The organism is uncultured Veillonella sp. (assembly GCF_963551295.1).
Classification (GTDB): Bacteria; Bacillota; Negativicutes; order Veillonellales; family Veillonellaceae; genus Veillonella.
The window spans coordinates 18,243-34,927 of the sequence record NZ_CAUVFT010000023.1 but is presented as its reverse complement, the minus strand read 5'-3'; the positions used below and the strand labels follow the sequence as shown (position 1 = coordinate 34,927).

Sequence of the window (16,685 nt, the reverse complement as noted above, 5' to 3'; positions counted from 1 at the left end):
AACATGCCTGTAATCGGTTTAGAATAGTCTAACAACTTATCATTTTGAGTAAACATATTAGTAAGCATTGTTTTCGTTACATCCCAGTAACGAGCATACCCGATAAAATATGTACCTCGTACACCTTGTCCGGGTTGTGCAAACGGCACATTCATGCGAACGATTTTATGCTCTTCATCATCGCGATTATCTTGAGCCACTACATTGTGAGCTGCCGGATCTTTTTCATCATCCTCTAATTCAATATCGCTAAATTTACGACGACCAATGAATTTTTCTTGCATTTCTGTAGGAAGCGCACGCCATGCATCAAGATCATGTTCATATTTTTGAGCAAATGCATAAGAGCCGTTAGTGAATTCAGGATCTTCATCACCAATAACGCCCCACTCTACAGCCTCTTGCCCAACGGGGTTTTCCGTACCATCAACGAAATCAATAATCGCACGACCTTGTTCGTAGTGGAAGCCATGAGTTTCATCTACCACAGATGTAATAGGACGTAAGAACTCCATAATTTGATCCACTACAGTATAAGTAACAGATTCATCATTGGAGCGAACATGCAAGAATAAATCAGCTGCAACAGCTGGTACGTCTTGTTTATCACCTTTTATACCTTGAAAATCTTCTAACTCTTTTGGTACCGGTGCATTAGGGAACAAATAACCCCAGGCTTTACGGCTAAAGCCAAAAGCAATGCCCAATCCTTCACCATTAGCACGAATACTAACAGAACGTTTAATGGCTTGAATACGATCTGCCATATCTTGAATCACTTCAAGTTCTGCCTCATGATCTTTACGATTTAATAACAAAGTAGTGAAGTTGACACTTTGGCCAGCATCTTTATACACATCTTGTGTTCTAGAAACATCTACTGCCATTTGCTACCTCCTAATGAGAAAAACTATTATACAACCATCATAAGCTATTATAATTTTACTGTCTATAAAATATATTATATTGTATCAATGTCGTATTCTATTAATGTTAATGTCAAAATTCATAAACTTAATTACAGCAATGACTACTCATTTAGGAAAAGATAAGATTAAACCACAACGTATATTAACCATGTAAATAAATATGTAAAGTCTAAAAAGATATATAAAAGGTAAATAAAAATTATTTACAAAAAAAGAACTCACACCAAATGTGAGTTCTTTACTCTGGTGGACCACCAGGGGTTCGAACCCTGGACACCCTGATTAAGAGTCAGGTGCTCTGCCAGCTGAGCTAGTGGTCCATGATATGACTAATTATATGCCTATTTTATAGGAATGTAAAGAATATTTATTACACTCCTATAAAATATCAACATTAATATTATTAATATTGTAATACCCAATCTTTCATAATATTACAGGCCTCAGTAGGGAGCAAATCACTAGTCCCGACGCAATCTTCACCACTATATAGTTGAAGCACACTATGAGTGCGGCTTACTTCTTTAACAATAACATTCGTTAAGTTAGACTTAGGAACGCTAAACTGTAAACCATAACGACCAAAATAAGTAAATAGGGTTTCTTGTGTATTATACTCTATATGGACTTGAAGCATCTTTTCGCCCGGCCAGCATGATTCAATATTTTCCTTTGATCTTGGTTTTAAAAAATCAAAAAATCCCATACTACCCTCCGATTCGCCACATTGGTCGTTCTGGTTGCTCCATGCCTATACCATCATGTCGTTCTTGTTTTCGTTGCAAAGCACGTTCAATATGCTTAGCTAAAGCCTCTTCTGAGGCACCATTGCGCACGAGCGATACAAGGTCAGCCTCATCATCTCGCAACAAGCACAATCGCATTTGGCCGTCAGATGTAAGGCGCACACGATTGCAGGTATCACAATAACTATGAGACATAGAAAAAATAAAGCCCACAGCCTTACCACTAGGCAGTGCCAAATATGTAGCTGGTCCAAAGCCATAAACAGAATGAACCTCTGTGAGAGATCCACCACTAACGCGTTCTAATTGAGCCTTCCATTCATCAAAGGTAGGGCCATGGAATGCGTCACCTTGAAACGGCATGTATTCAATGAACCGCCATACAACAGGCCATTTCTCTACATACTGCAACAAAGCCTTAACTTCATCATCGGACCAATAACGAGATAAAACGGTATTAATCTTAACGGATTTAAAGTTAGCATTAATAGCGCTACGTATACCGTCGAGAACAGACTCCAACTGCCCCTCTTTACCTACACAGGTAGCAAAAGCTTCGGTTTCAAGGGAATCCAAGCTAATATTCACCCGATTTAAGCCAAGTTTTTTCAACCGTTGCGCTCGAGAGGCTAATAAACTACCATTGGTAGTCATAGAGATATCTTCAAACCAACCTGATTCTTTGATACGACTTAGTAGCTCTTCAATATGAGGATAGAGTAATGGCTCACCACCTGTGAGGCGTACTGCTTTCACACCAATATGATGGAAAGCTCCTAATATTTTCATCCACTCATCAACAGACAATAGTTGTGTTTGACTTTGAGGCGTAATTTCTGCAGGTCGGCAATAGGGACAACAAAAATTACACGCATCTGTCAGAGACAGACGTACATATTCAATTGTACGGCCCCATGCGTCTTTCATAACACACCTCGTTTACCAATTCAAAATTATTTAATAATAGATACTTCATCACCTACGCGAATCGTACCGTTTTTAAGAACCTTACCAAAGATACCTTGTGTAGGCATAATGCAAGAACCAACTTGTTTCATGATTTCGCAACCATGATGGCATTCCTTGCCAATTTGAGTAATTTCAAGAATAACATCAGCCCCTACTTGTAAGTGAGTCCCTACAGCTAATTCATAAAGAACCATACCTTCTACTGTAATGTTTTCAGCAAAATCACCAGGTTTTACATCTGCCCCTTGTGCCCGCATATGTTCAATACTCGCAATGCCAAGCAAGCTGATTTGGCGGTGCCAATTGCCTGCATGTGCATCGCCTTCCATCCCATGATCTACAATGAGATTGGCGGATTCAATATTATGTTTTTTTTGCCCTTTTTTCTCACTAATGGAGATAGCAATAATCTTTCCGTCTGCCACGTGCCCCTTCCCTTCTTATGGGAACATTCCATATACATAACTTTTTATAAACACTTAATTGTAAATACAGACTAGTATTCCTATTTTATGAAAGTATCACAAAACAGTTCTACAATTATCTATATATTATAGCATAGTATTCATACATTTTCCCTGTGAATTTAATCACTAAAAAGAACTCTATTCTATAGGAATAGAGTTCTCGTATGTATTATTTAGCGACGACCCATTTCTTGAATTTCATCGCCATGATTAACACCATTGAGTAATAAGTTAAGCAAGATTGCCGTAATACTACCAAAAGTAATGCCAGATTTTAAAATAATTTGTGCCCAATCAGGGAAATTAGCATAAAAGTTTGGTGCCGCAATGGGAATCATAGCCACTCCAATGCTAATGGCAACAAGCATTAAGTTATGATTACCATCAAAACTAACCTTACCAAGAGAGCGAATACCGCTAGCAACAATCATGCCAAACATAGCAATGCCAGCACCACCGAGTACTGCATTAGGAATACTAGCAACAATAGCGGCTAACTTAGGGAATAAACCTAACAAAATTAAGATTACTCCAGATGCAGCTACTACAAAGCGACTTTTAACACCTGTAACCGCAATAAGTCCTACATTTTGAGCAAAGGCTGTATATGGGAAACTATTAAGAATTCCCCCTATTAAAGTAGAGATACCATCGGCACGAATAACAGAAGCTAATTCTTTTCGACCTATTGGCTTATCCACAATTTCACCAATAGCAATACTATCACCTGTCGTCTCTACCATGACAACGAGCATGACGATAATCATAGATAATACAGAAGCCCAGTCAAAGGTTGGCAAACCAAAATAGAATGGTTCAATGAAAGCAACCCATTGAGATCGACCAACTTCATCAAAATTAGCAACACCCATTGCAAAGGCAATTGCTGTGCCTGCGATCAAACCTATTAATACAGAAAGATTACTTAAGAAACCTTTAGCAAACTTGTATACAAAAACAACAATTAAGAACGTAAGAAATCCAAGTCCTATGTTCGTATAACTTCCAAATTCTGGATTTCCTACACCGCCCCCCATCCAATTAATGGCAACTGGCATCAAATTAATCCCAATAAGAGTAATTATTGTTCCCGTTACAACAGGGGGAAACAGTCGAATTAGACGGCTAAAGAATGGAGCTACTATAAAAGTAAATAGACCTGCTACAATAATGGCACCGTAAATGGCAGTCATACCATGCTGTGCCCCAATCATAGTCATAGGTCCGACAGATGCAAAGGTAACACCTTGAATCATAGGGATACGCCCACCTATATTGCCAAAGCCTAATGTTTGGATTAAGGTCGCAATGCCACAGGTAAACAAGTCGGCTGTAATAAGGCGAATCAAATCCTCTACCGGTAAATTCATCGCCTGTGCCACGATAATCGGTACCGCAACAGCTCCAGCATACATGGCAAGTACATGCTGTAAACCAAAGGCAAAGAGCTGTGGTATGGGCAACATACTATCGACTGTATTTATTGGGTTCTGATCTGTCATAATGTCTCCTACATAAGACCTCGAAATATTACCCATTTATTTTACACTATCGTTCGGATTATAACAATAGAAAAAGAGAACCCATTATTTTTATATCATGTAACAGGTCCTCTTTTTATATTTTCCGAACATTTTATGTGTATTGGTACACATCATTCAGTCCAAAGTGTTTTTATTTATACAAGCCTATAATAGCCGCTTCTTTAGCATCTAGATCTTTTTCAATAGCCTGCATCTTAGCTGACACATCAGACACAAAGTTTTCATCCTTAATACCAGATAGATTAATTCTTACATTTAAGAATGCTGCTTTCACGGCGGCACGAGCATTAATGGCTGCAATAATACCATCTGTTATTAGATTTTGGTTACCTTTTTGAGATGCTAATTCAGCTAAATCAAATATTTGATTCGCTAATTCTCCAATTTCAAAGGGTACCATGGCAGCATCTTTGTAAGCTTGCTGAATCGCCGCTGTACGTATAGCCTTCTCTTCATCTGTATTCTTTGACAATCCTAATGCGTTCATAAAGATATTAAATACATCCGCATCAGCTTGAGATAATTCAAGCATGCGCTCGCGAATCTCTTCTGCTTTAACTTGAAGCTCCTCCATTTCGGTCTGAACCTCTTCATAACCTTTTTTACCAAAGGTTAAGTTCGCAACCATTTCGGCCAATGCAGCCCCAGTTGCAGCTGTTAAGGCAGCAATAGCCCCGCCACCTGGCGTTGGCTCTTTAGATGCAGTAGCAGCCACAAAATCTATCACTCGTTGTTCCACTAATTTCATAACAAGGCCTCATGTAAAAGCGATAACAAGATATGTCTTATTATCGCTTTGTAATTACTATAAAAATCTACAAATATTGAACACAATAAAAAATATAACTAATTATAGCAGACACTATAAATCTCCAGTTAAGAAACGTTCTACTACAAACAATATCTATTAAAATAAGCCTTTAATTGTGCCGTCTGCTTCAATATCCATATTAAGAGCAGCAGGGCGTTTAGGAAGGCCTGGCATTACCATTACATCACCTGTACGACAAACAATAAAGCCTGCCCCATTGGCAACACGAATATCGGATACAGTAATAGTGAATCCTGTTGGAGCCCCTAATAATGCTGGATTATCAGATAAGGAATATTGCGTTTTCGCCATACATACAGGCAAACGATCCAGTCCCCAATCTGCTAATTGTTTAATTTGCTTTTTGGCTTTGTCCGTAAAGATAACTCCATCGCCACCATAAATAGTTTTAACGATTTTATTAACTTTATCCTCTAAACTATCTTCCAAATCATATACGAATTTAGGTACTGGCTTAGGACCTTCAAGTAACTCTACGACTTTTTTTGCCATATCAGTGCCGCCTTCGCCGCCCTTTTCCCAACATTCATTAAGTTCTACAGGCACGCCAAACTCATCACACAAGCGAGTCAACTCTGCAACTTCTGCGTCAGTATCGCTAGCAAATTTATTGATTGCCACTAATACAGGCACATTAAAGTAACGCATGTTTTCAATCGCTTTTTGCAAGTTACTGAAACCTTTAGTTATGGCTTCAACATTTTCTGTATTCAACTCTTGTTTCGGTACACCACCATGCATTTTAAGAGCTCGTAATGTAGTTACGATGACGATTGTATCTGGGAAAATATCGCCGTATCGGCATTTGATGTCAAGGAACTTTTCAGCACCCAAGTCAGCACCAAAGCCGGCTTCAGTAACTACGATATCACCAAGTTTAAGCCCTAGTTTTGTAGCTACAATGGAGTTACATCCATGAGCTATATTCGCAAATGGACCACCGTGAACAATAGCTGGTGTATGTTCCAATGTTTGTACAAGATTCGGCTTGATAGCATCTTTCATAAGGAGAGCCATCGCACCTTGGCATCCAAGTTGATGAACATAAACAGGCTCACCTGCTAAGTTACAACCGATAATAATACGACCAAAACGCTCTTTTAAATCTTCTAAATCCTTAGCTAAGCAAAGAATAGCCATGATTTCAGAAGCTACAGTAATCATAAAGTGATCTTCTCGTGGGAAACCACACACTTTACCGCCAAGAGCAACCGTTACATTACGAAGAGCACGGTCATTCATATCTAGTACACGAGTCCAGGATAGTTGACGCAAATCGATTTGCAATTCATTACCTTGATGGATGTGATTGTCAATCATAGCGGATAATAAATTGTTAGCCGCTGTAATAGCGTGCATATCACCTGTAAAGTGAAGATTGATATCATCCATTGGCACAACTTGAGCATAACCGCCACCTGCCGCACCACCCTTAATACCAAATACAGGCCCTAAGGATGGCTCACGCAATGTAGCGATAGCATTTTTACCGATTTTTTGTAAGCCTTGTACAAGGCCGATACTCGTTGTAGATTTACCTTCCCCTGCCGGTGTTGGAGTAATAGCTGTAACAAGAACCAATTTGCCATCTGGCTTAGATTCTAAACGGCGAATAGCATCAAAGGAAATTTTCGCTTTATAATGACCATATTGTTCAATATCATCAGGTGTTAAACCACATTTATCAGCAATAACCTGAATCTTCTCCATTGTATTCTGTTGGGCAATCTCAATATCGCTTAACATAAAGCCTCCTCGGCACCATGGCCATCTATCAACTATATAACAACTATTATAAACTTATTATCTAATATTTAGTATTTAATATTAAATGTCTACTGTAAATGTATATTTGTACAACTACAGTAATCTATTATATATGAAAGTAGTCCTTATGTCTAATACTAATCATTAACAAATTAAGTATTTTGACTAATATATAATACCAATTTACGCACCATTAAACTCAGTATATAAAAAGCCTTAATGTAGATTACATTAAGGCTTCTCGTTAAGTACAAGATTATTTAATGAAACCTACGTGTTTATAGATTTCTTCCAATACTTCATCTTTATTCTTGTTATATTCAATTTTCTTTTCTTCAAAGTAATTATTGCCTTCTGCATCAATAGATACAATAAGAGGTCCAAACTCTTTAACCTTAAAAGTCCATAAAGTTTCGCACATTCCAAGTTCGCGCCAATTAGCAGATTCTACCTTTTCAACTTCTGTAGCAGCAAGAACTGCGTTCCCCGCTGGGAATACACAATGTAGTGCACCAAAGTCTTTACATGCACGCGCTGTGTCTGATCCCATCCCGCCTTTACCAACAATAAGGCGTACACCTGTTTTTTTCACAAACTCGTACTCAAATTTTTCCATCCGCATAGATGTAGTAGGTCCTACAGACACAACTTCAAACTCATTATCGCTTATAGTACGAATAATTGGTCCTGCATGGAGTATAGCACCATCTTTAATGTCAACTGGTAACGTTTGACCTTCTTCCACCACCCTGCGATGCCCCATATCTCTAGTAGTAGTAATATACCCAGTTAAATAAATCACATCGCCTGGCTTAATTCCTTCTAGATCAGATTTTTGAATAGGTGTAGTTAATATTTTCTTAGCCATTATAGTGTCACTCCTTTATGAGATTTAACTGTGCAATTACCATCTTTATCAAATACTAGATTGCCTCGACGATGATTCCAACAACCTACGCTGACAGCACAAGAAATAACAGATGGATGACGTGTACCATGTTCAATATTCACACCTAAAACAGTTTTATCCCCACCCATACCTTGAGGGCCAATACCAATTTTATTAATTCCATCTTCTAATAATTGTTCCATATAAGCAGCTTTTTCGTTAGGTGCTTTTGAAGATACAGGACGCATTAATGCCTTTTTAGATAAACCAGCCGCAGTATCAATAGTAGTAGCAATCCCTACACCCACTAAAAGTGGAGGACACGCATTTAAACCATAGCTCGTCATCAAGTCGAGAACAAACTTAGCAACACCTTCATAACCTTCGCCTGGCATTAATGTTTTACCAGAACCTGGCAAAGAACAACCACCACCAGCCATGTATGGAAAAATTTCTACATCATCACGTCCAGGAATGATATCCCAGTGAATATAAGGTGCTGTCAAACCAATATTTGTACCAGTGTTAAATTCATCAAAGGTTTCCACACAATTTAGTCGCAAAGGAGCTTCTTGTGTAGCTTTATATGTAGCATCTTTTAAGATTTCCTCTAGCTCACCAATTAGGGGATAGTTAGAACCTACTTTTACCCAAAACTGTAATACACCTGTATCTTGGCATGAAGGGCGATTAAGCTGAGCTGCTAAATCCATATTATGTTGCATTGTTTCATAAATAGATTTAGCCATAGGATTTTTTTCATCCTTAGCTAATTCATGGATTTTTTCTTGTACATCATCAGGCAATACCTTTGCCATATAAGAAATGAAGTTAGCTATTTTATTTGTCATTTCTTGCACTTGTTGATCCTTCGTACTCATCGTAAACCTCCTATAGGACTTCACTATTTAGAACTCTATAATACTGTCTATTTATAACCTTAGTACCTATCACTAATTACATTGTACTCTTTTTCAGAGATATAACTATCCAATTTACAAGTTTGTTTTATTGGCACAAGGACCTTAGAATTATATAAAATCACCCGAATCTATAGAGTCTAATATTATCAAATATACAATTTCGCCCATATAAAAAAAGAAAAGAGCACTACTTATCTGAAGTAATACTCTTTTACCATATATTTATTTACTATTATGATATATACAAAATCACCTATACCTAATGATTGTATATTTTTAAAATTGGAAAAATAACGCTATAAAGTTTACGCCATATTATCACCGCATTGAAGCTAGATAAATTAAGATGATAGTTTTCTAACAACACTCTCAAGTTGTTCCTTAACGTCCTGTAATTTTTGATTAGCCTGCTTTAATTCAAGACTATATACAGAATCATCTCTATAGGCTACGCAAGATTGTAAGATTTCCATAATATCATTTTCTTGAGTAGAGATAATTTCCTTCCAATCATGTAGTTTTGTTTTACGCCCCATCTCTTTTGCTTGTTTACGATATTCTGATGGCGTCGTATGGAAATGTTTCTTAAAAGCTACATTAAAGGCTTTAATATCTGCAAACCCACAGCTGCTTGCAATATGTGCAACCCCATCATTAGAATTGACCAAACGTACTGTTGCCTCTCGCAACCGCAAACGCAAAACATATTCAAGAAAAGAAACACCTAATTGGCGTTTAAAAAACTGAGATGTATAGTTCACATTATAACCGCCAATTTTGGCAATATCTTCTAACTCAATCTTTTGCTGATAGTTTTCATCAATGTAAGCAATCATTTTATCAAAGGTAGCTACGGTCATATCAGCAGGCTTTGTATGTACAGGGATAGTCTTAACCGCATCAATTTCACGATATATATCACTAGTCAACGATAAATAGTGACTCTCCAAGCATAATTGACGATCAGGACTTTCACCACTCACCATTAGTAACATCATTTGTGCTGCATGATGACGTAAAGACGCAAAGAATTGATTATACCGATTAGTTTTATCTGAGCGCAATACAAATTGATACATTCCAAAATTAGGATCAAAGTATTGGAAAAACTCCTTACTTACATGAATAACAAGAGCTGTCGTATCCTCCTCTAAGGCCAACGTAGCATGACCTACTTGAGGCGAAATAATAATAGCATCAAGCGGTTCCATTGTAAAAACCTCACTATTACAACTCATATCAATTCTGCCCTTTAACAAAATTAGGATTTCAACACCACTGTGCCAGTTGTAATGATATGTACTAACCTTATATATATCACTATTAAAATCTATATGATTGTGTTTATAGGTATAGTAAAAATAATCCATAACAATTGCATACTCCCTAGAAAATCAAATAGTATTTATTGAGTACCATATTTTAAAAGCCAATTTTCTCTAATAGAGATAATGCAAATATAGAAAGACCTCTACCAATCCCACCAGCCACCAAAATTGTCAAATATGGAATATCAAAATGCACCCCTCGCAAATACAAGGGATGCATTTATTATGATATATTTATTTAACTACGGTCAACAGCATCTTGAAGCTTTCTCGTGCGTCGAGGCTATGTGGCACTTCAGATGGCATGATCAAGGTTTCACCAGCCTTCACATTGTGTTCTGTATCACCAACAACGATGTGCGCCTCTCCATCGAGAATTTGAACAATCGCATCACCTACTGTTACATGAGTAGAAATTTCTTCCCCCTTTGGTAACGCAAACAAAGTAATGCTGAGGCGTTCATTTTGGGCAATCGTAATACTAATCACTTGCCCTTCTTTATAGTCTAGATGCTCACCTAGATGTAAAATTTCATTTACCGGAATATTTTTTGTGAAAGTCTTACTCATAGAAATCACTCCTTAATAGCTATATAATAGTAAAAGTAAATAAAAAGTAGATTTAAACAGTTTTATCAAAACCCAATTGATATAACTAAAAAATATCCTTCCCTTAATTTTATTATAATTTAATTGAGATTAAATTTCAGTATCTTTGGTGACAAAATTTAAAATATTTTTGGATAAACGAAATGTTTTGAATAAACGCAAAGACGAGGACTCCTAAGAGACCTCGTCTTTTTATATTATGATTAACTATAAATATTATAGTTATTTAACTAGATATATTTGTATCTATAACTCTAAAGCCTTAGAGTAAGAATCTAAAAATCAATACGTTCTAAACTGCAGGCAGCAAGTCTAATAGATACACATTAAATGTATCACCAGGATGTACTTCATGAATCCCTCGTGGAATACATGCCAACGCATTCACAGTATATAGCCCTAACATACTACTACTATTAAAGTGACGATTAGCCACAAAACGTGGCGCTCCACCGCAAAATATGACTTTCCCTTGTACATAACGATCAAAGGCATTGCGTTTGAAGATTTCTGTATCCATTACACAAGCCACCACTGGAGTCGTCCAATTAGCCAACCCCTTATAACGCTTCAAGGTAGGTGCTACGATTAAATGCCACCCATTAAAGGCAGCCCCTGGATTACCGGACAAACCAAAGATAATCTGACCTTTTGGGGTAACCGCACCATAAGATGCTGCACCTGGTCGCATTTGAATACGGGCATAGATAGATTTTGCCCCTAGTTTTTCATAAATAAGAGGCATCGTATCAAAAAGACCTACCGATACACCACCAGAACTGATAATAACATCTGCTTCTTCACTAAGTTTCAAAACATGATTGATTTCAGAGTCTAGCTCCTCCGGGGCATCACTTACATGATAGTGTGTTATCTTGTGAAACCCTAAATCCTCCAAGAGCCCACAAATCATAGCTCGATTAGAGTTGTAAATTTTACCAGGTGTTAAACTTTCACTAGGTTCAATAACCTCGTGACCAGAGGTAAGAACTAACACGCGAGGCATGGCATTAACAGATATTTTCGTCATACCAAGCCCCGTCAAAATGGTTTGTACTGTAGATGTTACCTCTGTACCTCGTGGAATCACAATAGTTCCGGCATTACACTCCTCACCTTGTGGAATAATATGATCACCACAATGATATTTGCCTTGAATCGTAATTGTAGTTTGTGGTTCACCAGTGCCAACCACTTGTTCTTGCATGATGACAGTATCACATGTATCTGGTACCGCTGCACCAGTCATAATACGCACCGCATGACCAACTTCTACGGGATGTTCCCATACAACACCAGCACCAATGATACCGTCAACGATATATTCATTACGGCCTTCTTCATAGACGATGGCATAACCATCCATAGCAGATTTTGGGAATGCAGGTACATCTGTGGGAGCAATAATATCCTCTGCTAACACGTACCCCTTCGCAGCCTTAACATCTATTGTTTCAACTTTATGAACTTGCGTTTGTAAGGCTTCATCCCACAATTGGAGTGCCTTCTCAACAGTAACGACGGCCATTTAAACTCCTCATCATTTCCTGTATGTGACGTACCAATTCAGGTACGTCTTGATCTAACTTGCCAATTTCTATCGTCGCCACTCGGTCCATGTTATCCGAGATAAGCTCTTCCGTATGTCCCTCTTGGGTAACCTCTATAATAGGGGCAATCCCTTGAGACCGTGATTCTAGTATAACTATATCTACAGGCATAAACTGTGATATTTCGTACAGGTTTGACTGTTCTTTTGTACGTATGCGAATCGCTGTTTCAGTAGGCCCTGCAATAGCAACCGCATCAGCCCCAGCTTTATAAGCAAGATCTGTATCTGTTCCCTCATGATCCATCTGAAAGCCATGTTTATCGCTTTTGACAACACCAACGGATAAACCGATTTTTTGTAACTCAGGCACAAGACGCGTTACAACAGTTGTCTTACCCGTTTTACGTTTTGATGCGACCACACTAATTAAAGGTACACGGCGAAATTCATTTTCCGCCAAAGCTCGTGCCCATTGATAATCTTCAAAGCGATTAATATTACTTAATTCCCAGCTATAGTCACAAGCATCAATGGATTCAACATGACCAATAACATCAAGAGCATGATGCAAGGACATATCTTCACTAACAAGAATAGATTGAATTAAAGATGCAATATGTGGTCTATAAATACCGGCCATAGGCTCAGACTTACCACTTTCACCATAAGGAACAATAGCATTCCAATCATTATGATTTACTTGATAGAGCCAATCATAATACAAATCCATTTCCATGAATGGCATATCTACTGCCATTACTGCATAAGCAGAACTAGTACCAACCGCTAGAGTGCTATACAGCCCCCCTAAAGGTCCGCATCGCCCAACAGAATCCCGAACAATAGAAACCTTATTTTTCTCATCGTTCGATAATGTATCTATAATATGGGTCTGTATAGCAAGTCCTAATTGCTCGTCATCACCGATGGAGATAAGAATATCTTGAATATCTGCATCTAAGCCCTTACGAAGGGCATGAGATATAAGACTTTCACCATTAATCCAAGGCAACAAAGCTTTAGGTTGCCCCATTCTAGTGCTGAGTCCTCCAGCCAAAATAATTAAACCTAATTTATCCACGACGTTGTAAACCTCGTTTAACACCTTGGTAAATGAATAGTAAAACCGCAATATTTAAAAGGCCATCTGGCACCATATAGGATGCATTATAAATCATAGAATAAACCCAAGGATTCTGCCCTTGCGGAGCATAGCTAGCAAAGACTACAGCACCGCTCGTAACAGATGCCCCCCAACGCAATACAATACCTACGATGGATCCAGTGATAAGTCCAGAAAGAGAATCTTTAAAGTAACCACAAACGCCAATAGCACCGTAAGCAACCAAGTAGTCTAATACAATACTTAAATAATGAACAGATGATTTAAAGCCTAAAATAAAGTGTAATATACCATATACAACACCTACGAAGATACCTCGTGTTCCGCCCCAACGATATGCGTAAATCATGAGTGGTACCAAAGCTGCCGCCTTAATAGAGCCCCCCTGTGGCATATGAAAAATCGTAATAAATGACAACACTTGAGCAATGGCAATTGCTACGCCAGCTTCAGCAAGCATACGGGTTTTAGACTGTTCCACATTAATCAACCTCCTTTTACCATATATCTATAAATGAATATATTATTTATACAATCTACTTGTATTGTACTACAGTTTATCCCTTACACCAAACAAAATATTCGGAACGTATTGAAAATTTTATGAGTCTCTTGTATAATGGTACAGGTTCAATATGTAATACTCGAAGGAGATATAGAAACTATGATTAATACAACTAACATCTTTGATTATGAAGACGTGCAATTGATTCCTAACAAATGTATTGTCTCCAGTCGTAGCGAATGTGATACACATGTAAAATTAGGTAAACGCACATTCCGCTTGCCAGTAGTACCTGCTAATATGCAAACTATTATCGACGAAGAGTTGGCTGAAAAATTAGCTCGTGAAGGGTATTTCTATATCATGCATCGTTTCCAACCAGAACGTCGTATGGACTTTGTAAAACGTATGCACGACCTTAACCTATATTCTTCTATTTCTATCGGCGTAAAAGCTGAAGAATTTGCTTTAGTTGATGAATTTAAGAAAGCAAACTTAACCCCAGAATATATCACTATTGATATTGCACATGGTCATTCCAATGCGGTCATCGAAATGATCCAATACATAAAAAAGAACTTACCTGAAACCTTCATTATCGCTGGTAATGTAGGCACTCCAGAAGCAGTTCGTGAACTAGAAAATGCTGGTGCTGATGCGACTAAAGTAGGCATCGGTCCTGGTAAAGTATGTATCACAAAATTGAAAACCGGCTTTGGTACTGGTGGCTGGCAATTAGCTGCTGTTCGCTGGTGCGCAAAAGCAGCTACTAAACCTATCATCGCTGACGGCGGTATTCGTGACCATGGCGACATCGCAAAATCCATTCGCTTTGGTGCTACCATGGTTATGATTGGCTCCCTCTTTGCAGGTCACGAGGAATCCCCAGGGGAAGAAAAAATCGTTGACGGTAAAGCTGTAAAAGAATACTTTGGTTCTGCTTCTGAGTTCCAAAAAGGGGAACGCAAAAACGTAGAAGGCAAAAAGATTTTCATCGATTCCAAAGGTTCTATCTTCGATACATTAACTGAAATGGAACAAGATTTACAATCCGCTATTTCTTACGCTGGCGGTACGACTCTACAAGCCATTCGCAAAGTAGACTATGTACTTGTTAAAAACTCTATCTTCAATGGCGATCGCTAATCTAATCAATATATAATGATAGTTCTAAAAGCCACAGGTTCTAGACCTGTGGCTTTTTAATGCGTGAAATACATAAAATATAAAAATATGAAAAAGAAGCTACGATATGAGAATCGTAGCTCCTTAATTATAGGCTATTAAATTTGTTCTTCACTAAGTCCACAGTCTTTACTCATTAAATGGTATGCGTATTTACCAATACCTGCACTTACAACAAGCAATGTAGTCAATACGATAAATGCTACTGTAAGACTTGTACCGTGCGCAATGAAACCAATTAAAGCAGGTCCCATCAAAATACCCATATAACCGAGCATTGTGGATGTTGCGACCGCTTGTGTCATAGGAATGACATTTTGTTCCCCCATTGCAGAGAATAGGTTTGGTACTATCATAGCTAATGAAATACCCAATAATAAGTAAGTATACATAGATGCATGACCTGGCAAGAACACGATAAGCCCCATCGCAATAGAGCCAAGTAAGTAGCCACCAACAACAACTTGCTTTGATGTTAAGTGTTTACCTAATCTATTACCAAGCAAACGGCCTATACACATAGTACCATTAAAGAGCATTACACCCATGACAGCCTCTTCGATAACAATCCCTTTATCTTCAAATAAATATAATGCACTCCAATCCCCTACAGCACCTTCTACCAAGTAAGAAACAAAGGACAATAAACCAAAAATAAGAGCGATTGGATGAAAGGACAATGGGCTTTTAGATTTTTTAGTAACCTTTGCATTTGGATTACTACCAAAGGTTAACATAAATTGGCTAATTATAACCATGGCAATAAATAGTACGATGAGAAGTCCCCAAATACTTTGATTAACAGGCAGCGATAAGATTTTTAAAAGCACGAGCAAAACACCAGCACCGGCAAAACCACCTAAGCTCCACCCACCATGATAGGCACCCATCAAGTGCTTTTTGCTCACCTTTTCAGTTAAAATGGCTTGTAAATTAGCCGATGCCGCACTTAGGCCTGTACCAATGCCAAAGAAGAATAAAGCAGCTGTTGTAGTAGCAATGGTAGAACACATGGTAATAACAGCAAGAGATAACATACCAATAAAACTAGCCAATAAAACGACTCTCTTACACCCAAAGCTTTCTACAAGCTTACCTGCTATAGCCATGGATAAACAAGAACCTACACCGAGCAACAAAATCATGGAACCTAATACATCTTCACCAATACTAAGCTTTGCTTTTAAATATGGCACAAAACCAGCCCATAAAGCTGTATACATACCAGGGATAAAAAATGCCCCAAAAGCACCACGAATATTTGCTGTTGAAATAGAAACTTGATCGTTCATTACATCCTTTCTGGCTTCTAGAACC

Annotated in this window: 16 protein-coding genes and 1 tRNA gene; 1 reads left to right on the top strand and 16 read right to left on the bottom strand. The window is 38.0% G+C overall.

From position 1 onward, the window contains the following. The 15 genes from RYO55_RS07195 to thiT form a co-directional block, all read right to left on the bottom strand. Positions 1–887 (bottom strand): Dyp-type peroxidase (locus RYO55_RS07195; protein WP_314984848.1); only part of this gene is annotated, 887 nt, incomplete at its 3' end. Between the two features lie 286 nt (positions 888–1,173). Continuing rightward, a tRNA-Lys gene (locus RYO55_RS07190) sits at positions 1,174–1,249 on the bottom strand. A gap of 83 nt (positions 1,250–1,332) precedes the next feature. Further along, positions 1,333–1,635 carry a hypothetical protein gene (locus RYO55_RS07185; RefSeq protein WP_314984846.1) on the bottom strand — a complete coding sequence of 101 codons (303 nt, stop codon included), beginning with the start codon at positions 1,633–1,635 and terminating at the stop codon, positions 1,333–1,335. A gap of 1 nt (position 1,636) precedes the next feature. Next, the gene (gene moaA / locus RYO55_RS07180) at positions 1,637–2,602 is read right to left on the bottom strand and encodes a GTP 3',8-cyclase MoaA (RefSeq protein ID WP_295817104.1); all 966 of its coding nucleotides are present in this window, start codon (positions 2,600–2,602) and stop codon (positions 1,637–1,639) included. 26 nt (positions 2,603–2,628) lie between these two features. Then, complete coding sequence (locus RYO55_RS07175) at positions 2,629–3,069, bottom strand: MOSC domain-containing protein (RefSeq protein WP_008601479.1); 441 nt, start codon at positions 3,067–3,069, stop codon at positions 2,629–2,631. A gap of 215 nt (positions 3,070–3,284) precedes the next feature. Further along, on the bottom strand, positions 3,285–4,613 hold the full coding sequence (locus tag RYO55_RS07170; protein WP_295817100.1) for a nucleobase:cation symporter-2 family protein: 1,329 nt from the start codon (positions 4,611–4,613) through the stop codon (positions 3,285–3,287). Positions 4,614–4,785: 172 nt separating this feature from the next. Continuing rightward, positions 4,786–5,403, bottom strand: coding sequence for a cyclodeaminase/cyclohydrolase family protein (locus RYO55_RS07165; protein ID WP_314984845.1), 618 nt, complete (start codon positions 5,401–5,403; stop codon positions 4,786–4,788). Between the two features lie 159 nt (positions 5,404–5,562). Continuing rightward, positions 5,563–7,233: a formate--tetrahydrofolate ligase gene (locus RYO55_RS07160; protein ID WP_314984844.1), complete on the bottom strand. Its 1,671-nt coding sequence runs from the start codon at positions 7,231–7,233 to the stop codon at positions 5,563–5,565. 277 nt (positions 7,234–7,510) lie between these two features. Continuing rightward, complete coding sequence (ttdB, locus tag RYO55_RS07155) at positions 7,511–8,122, bottom strand: L(+)-tartrate dehydratase subunit beta (protein WP_314984843.1); 612 nt, start codon at positions 8,120–8,122, stop codon at positions 7,511–7,513. Next, complete coding sequence (gene ttdA / locus RYO55_RS07150) at positions 8,122–9,024, bottom strand: L(+)-tartrate dehydratase subunit alpha (protein WP_295817085.1); 903 nt, start codon at positions 9,022–9,024, stop codon at positions 8,122–8,124. Before ttdA ends, ttdB begins: the two co-directional genes overlap by 1 nt. 383 nt (positions 9,025–9,407) lie before the next feature. Beyond that, the gene (locus tag RYO55_RS07145) at positions 9,408–10,436 is read right to left on the bottom strand and encodes an AraC family transcriptional regulator (protein WP_314984841.1); all 1,029 of its coding nucleotides are present in this window, start codon (positions 10,434–10,436) and stop codon (positions 9,408–9,410) included. Positions 10,437–10,628: 192 nt separating this feature from the next. Beyond that, on the bottom strand, positions 10,629–10,964 hold the full coding sequence (locus RYO55_RS07140; RefSeq protein WP_024062212.1) for a cupin domain-containing protein: 336 nt from the start codon (positions 10,962–10,964) through the stop codon (positions 10,629–10,631). 331 nt (positions 10,965–11,295) lie between these two features. Next, positions 11,296–12,531: a molybdopterin molybdotransferase MoeA gene (locus RYO55_RS07135; RefSeq protein ID WP_314984839.1), complete on the bottom strand. Its 1,236-nt coding sequence runs from the start codon at positions 12,529–12,531 to the stop codon at positions 11,296–11,298. Beyond that, positions 12,512–13,636 (bottom strand): molybdopterin-guanine dinucleotide biosynthesis protein B, encoded by a 1,125-nt coding sequence (gene mobB, locus RYO55_RS07130; RefSeq protein WP_314984838.1) that lies wholly within the window; start codon positions 13,634–13,636, stop codon positions 12,512–12,514. Before mobB ends, RYO55_RS07135 begins: the two co-directional genes overlap by 20 nt. Further along, on the bottom strand, positions 13,629–14,159 hold the full coding sequence (thiT, locus tag RYO55_RS07125; RefSeq protein WP_105086691.1) for an energy-coupled thiamine transporter ThiT: 531 nt from the start codon (positions 14,157–14,159) through the stop codon (positions 13,629–13,631). Before thiT ends, mobB begins: the two co-directional genes overlap by 8 nt. 183 nt (positions 14,160–14,342) lie before the next feature. Between thiT and RYO55_RS07120 the strand changes: the two genes are divergently transcribed. Then, a complete protein-coding gene (locus RYO55_RS07120) occupies positions 14,343–15,329 on the top strand; it encodes a GMP reductase (protein ID WP_004696596.1) in 987 nt (328 codons plus the stop codon). A gap of 137 nt (positions 15,330–15,466) precedes the next feature. Here the strand turns inward: RYO55_RS07120 and RYO55_RS07115 are convergent, their stop codons facing one another. Next, positions 15,467–16,660, bottom strand: coding sequence for an MFS transporter (locus RYO55_RS07115; RefSeq protein ID WP_314984835.1), 1,194 nt, complete (start codon positions 16,658–16,660; stop codon positions 15,467–15,469). Between the last annotated feature and the right edge of the window lie 25 nt (positions 16,661–16,685).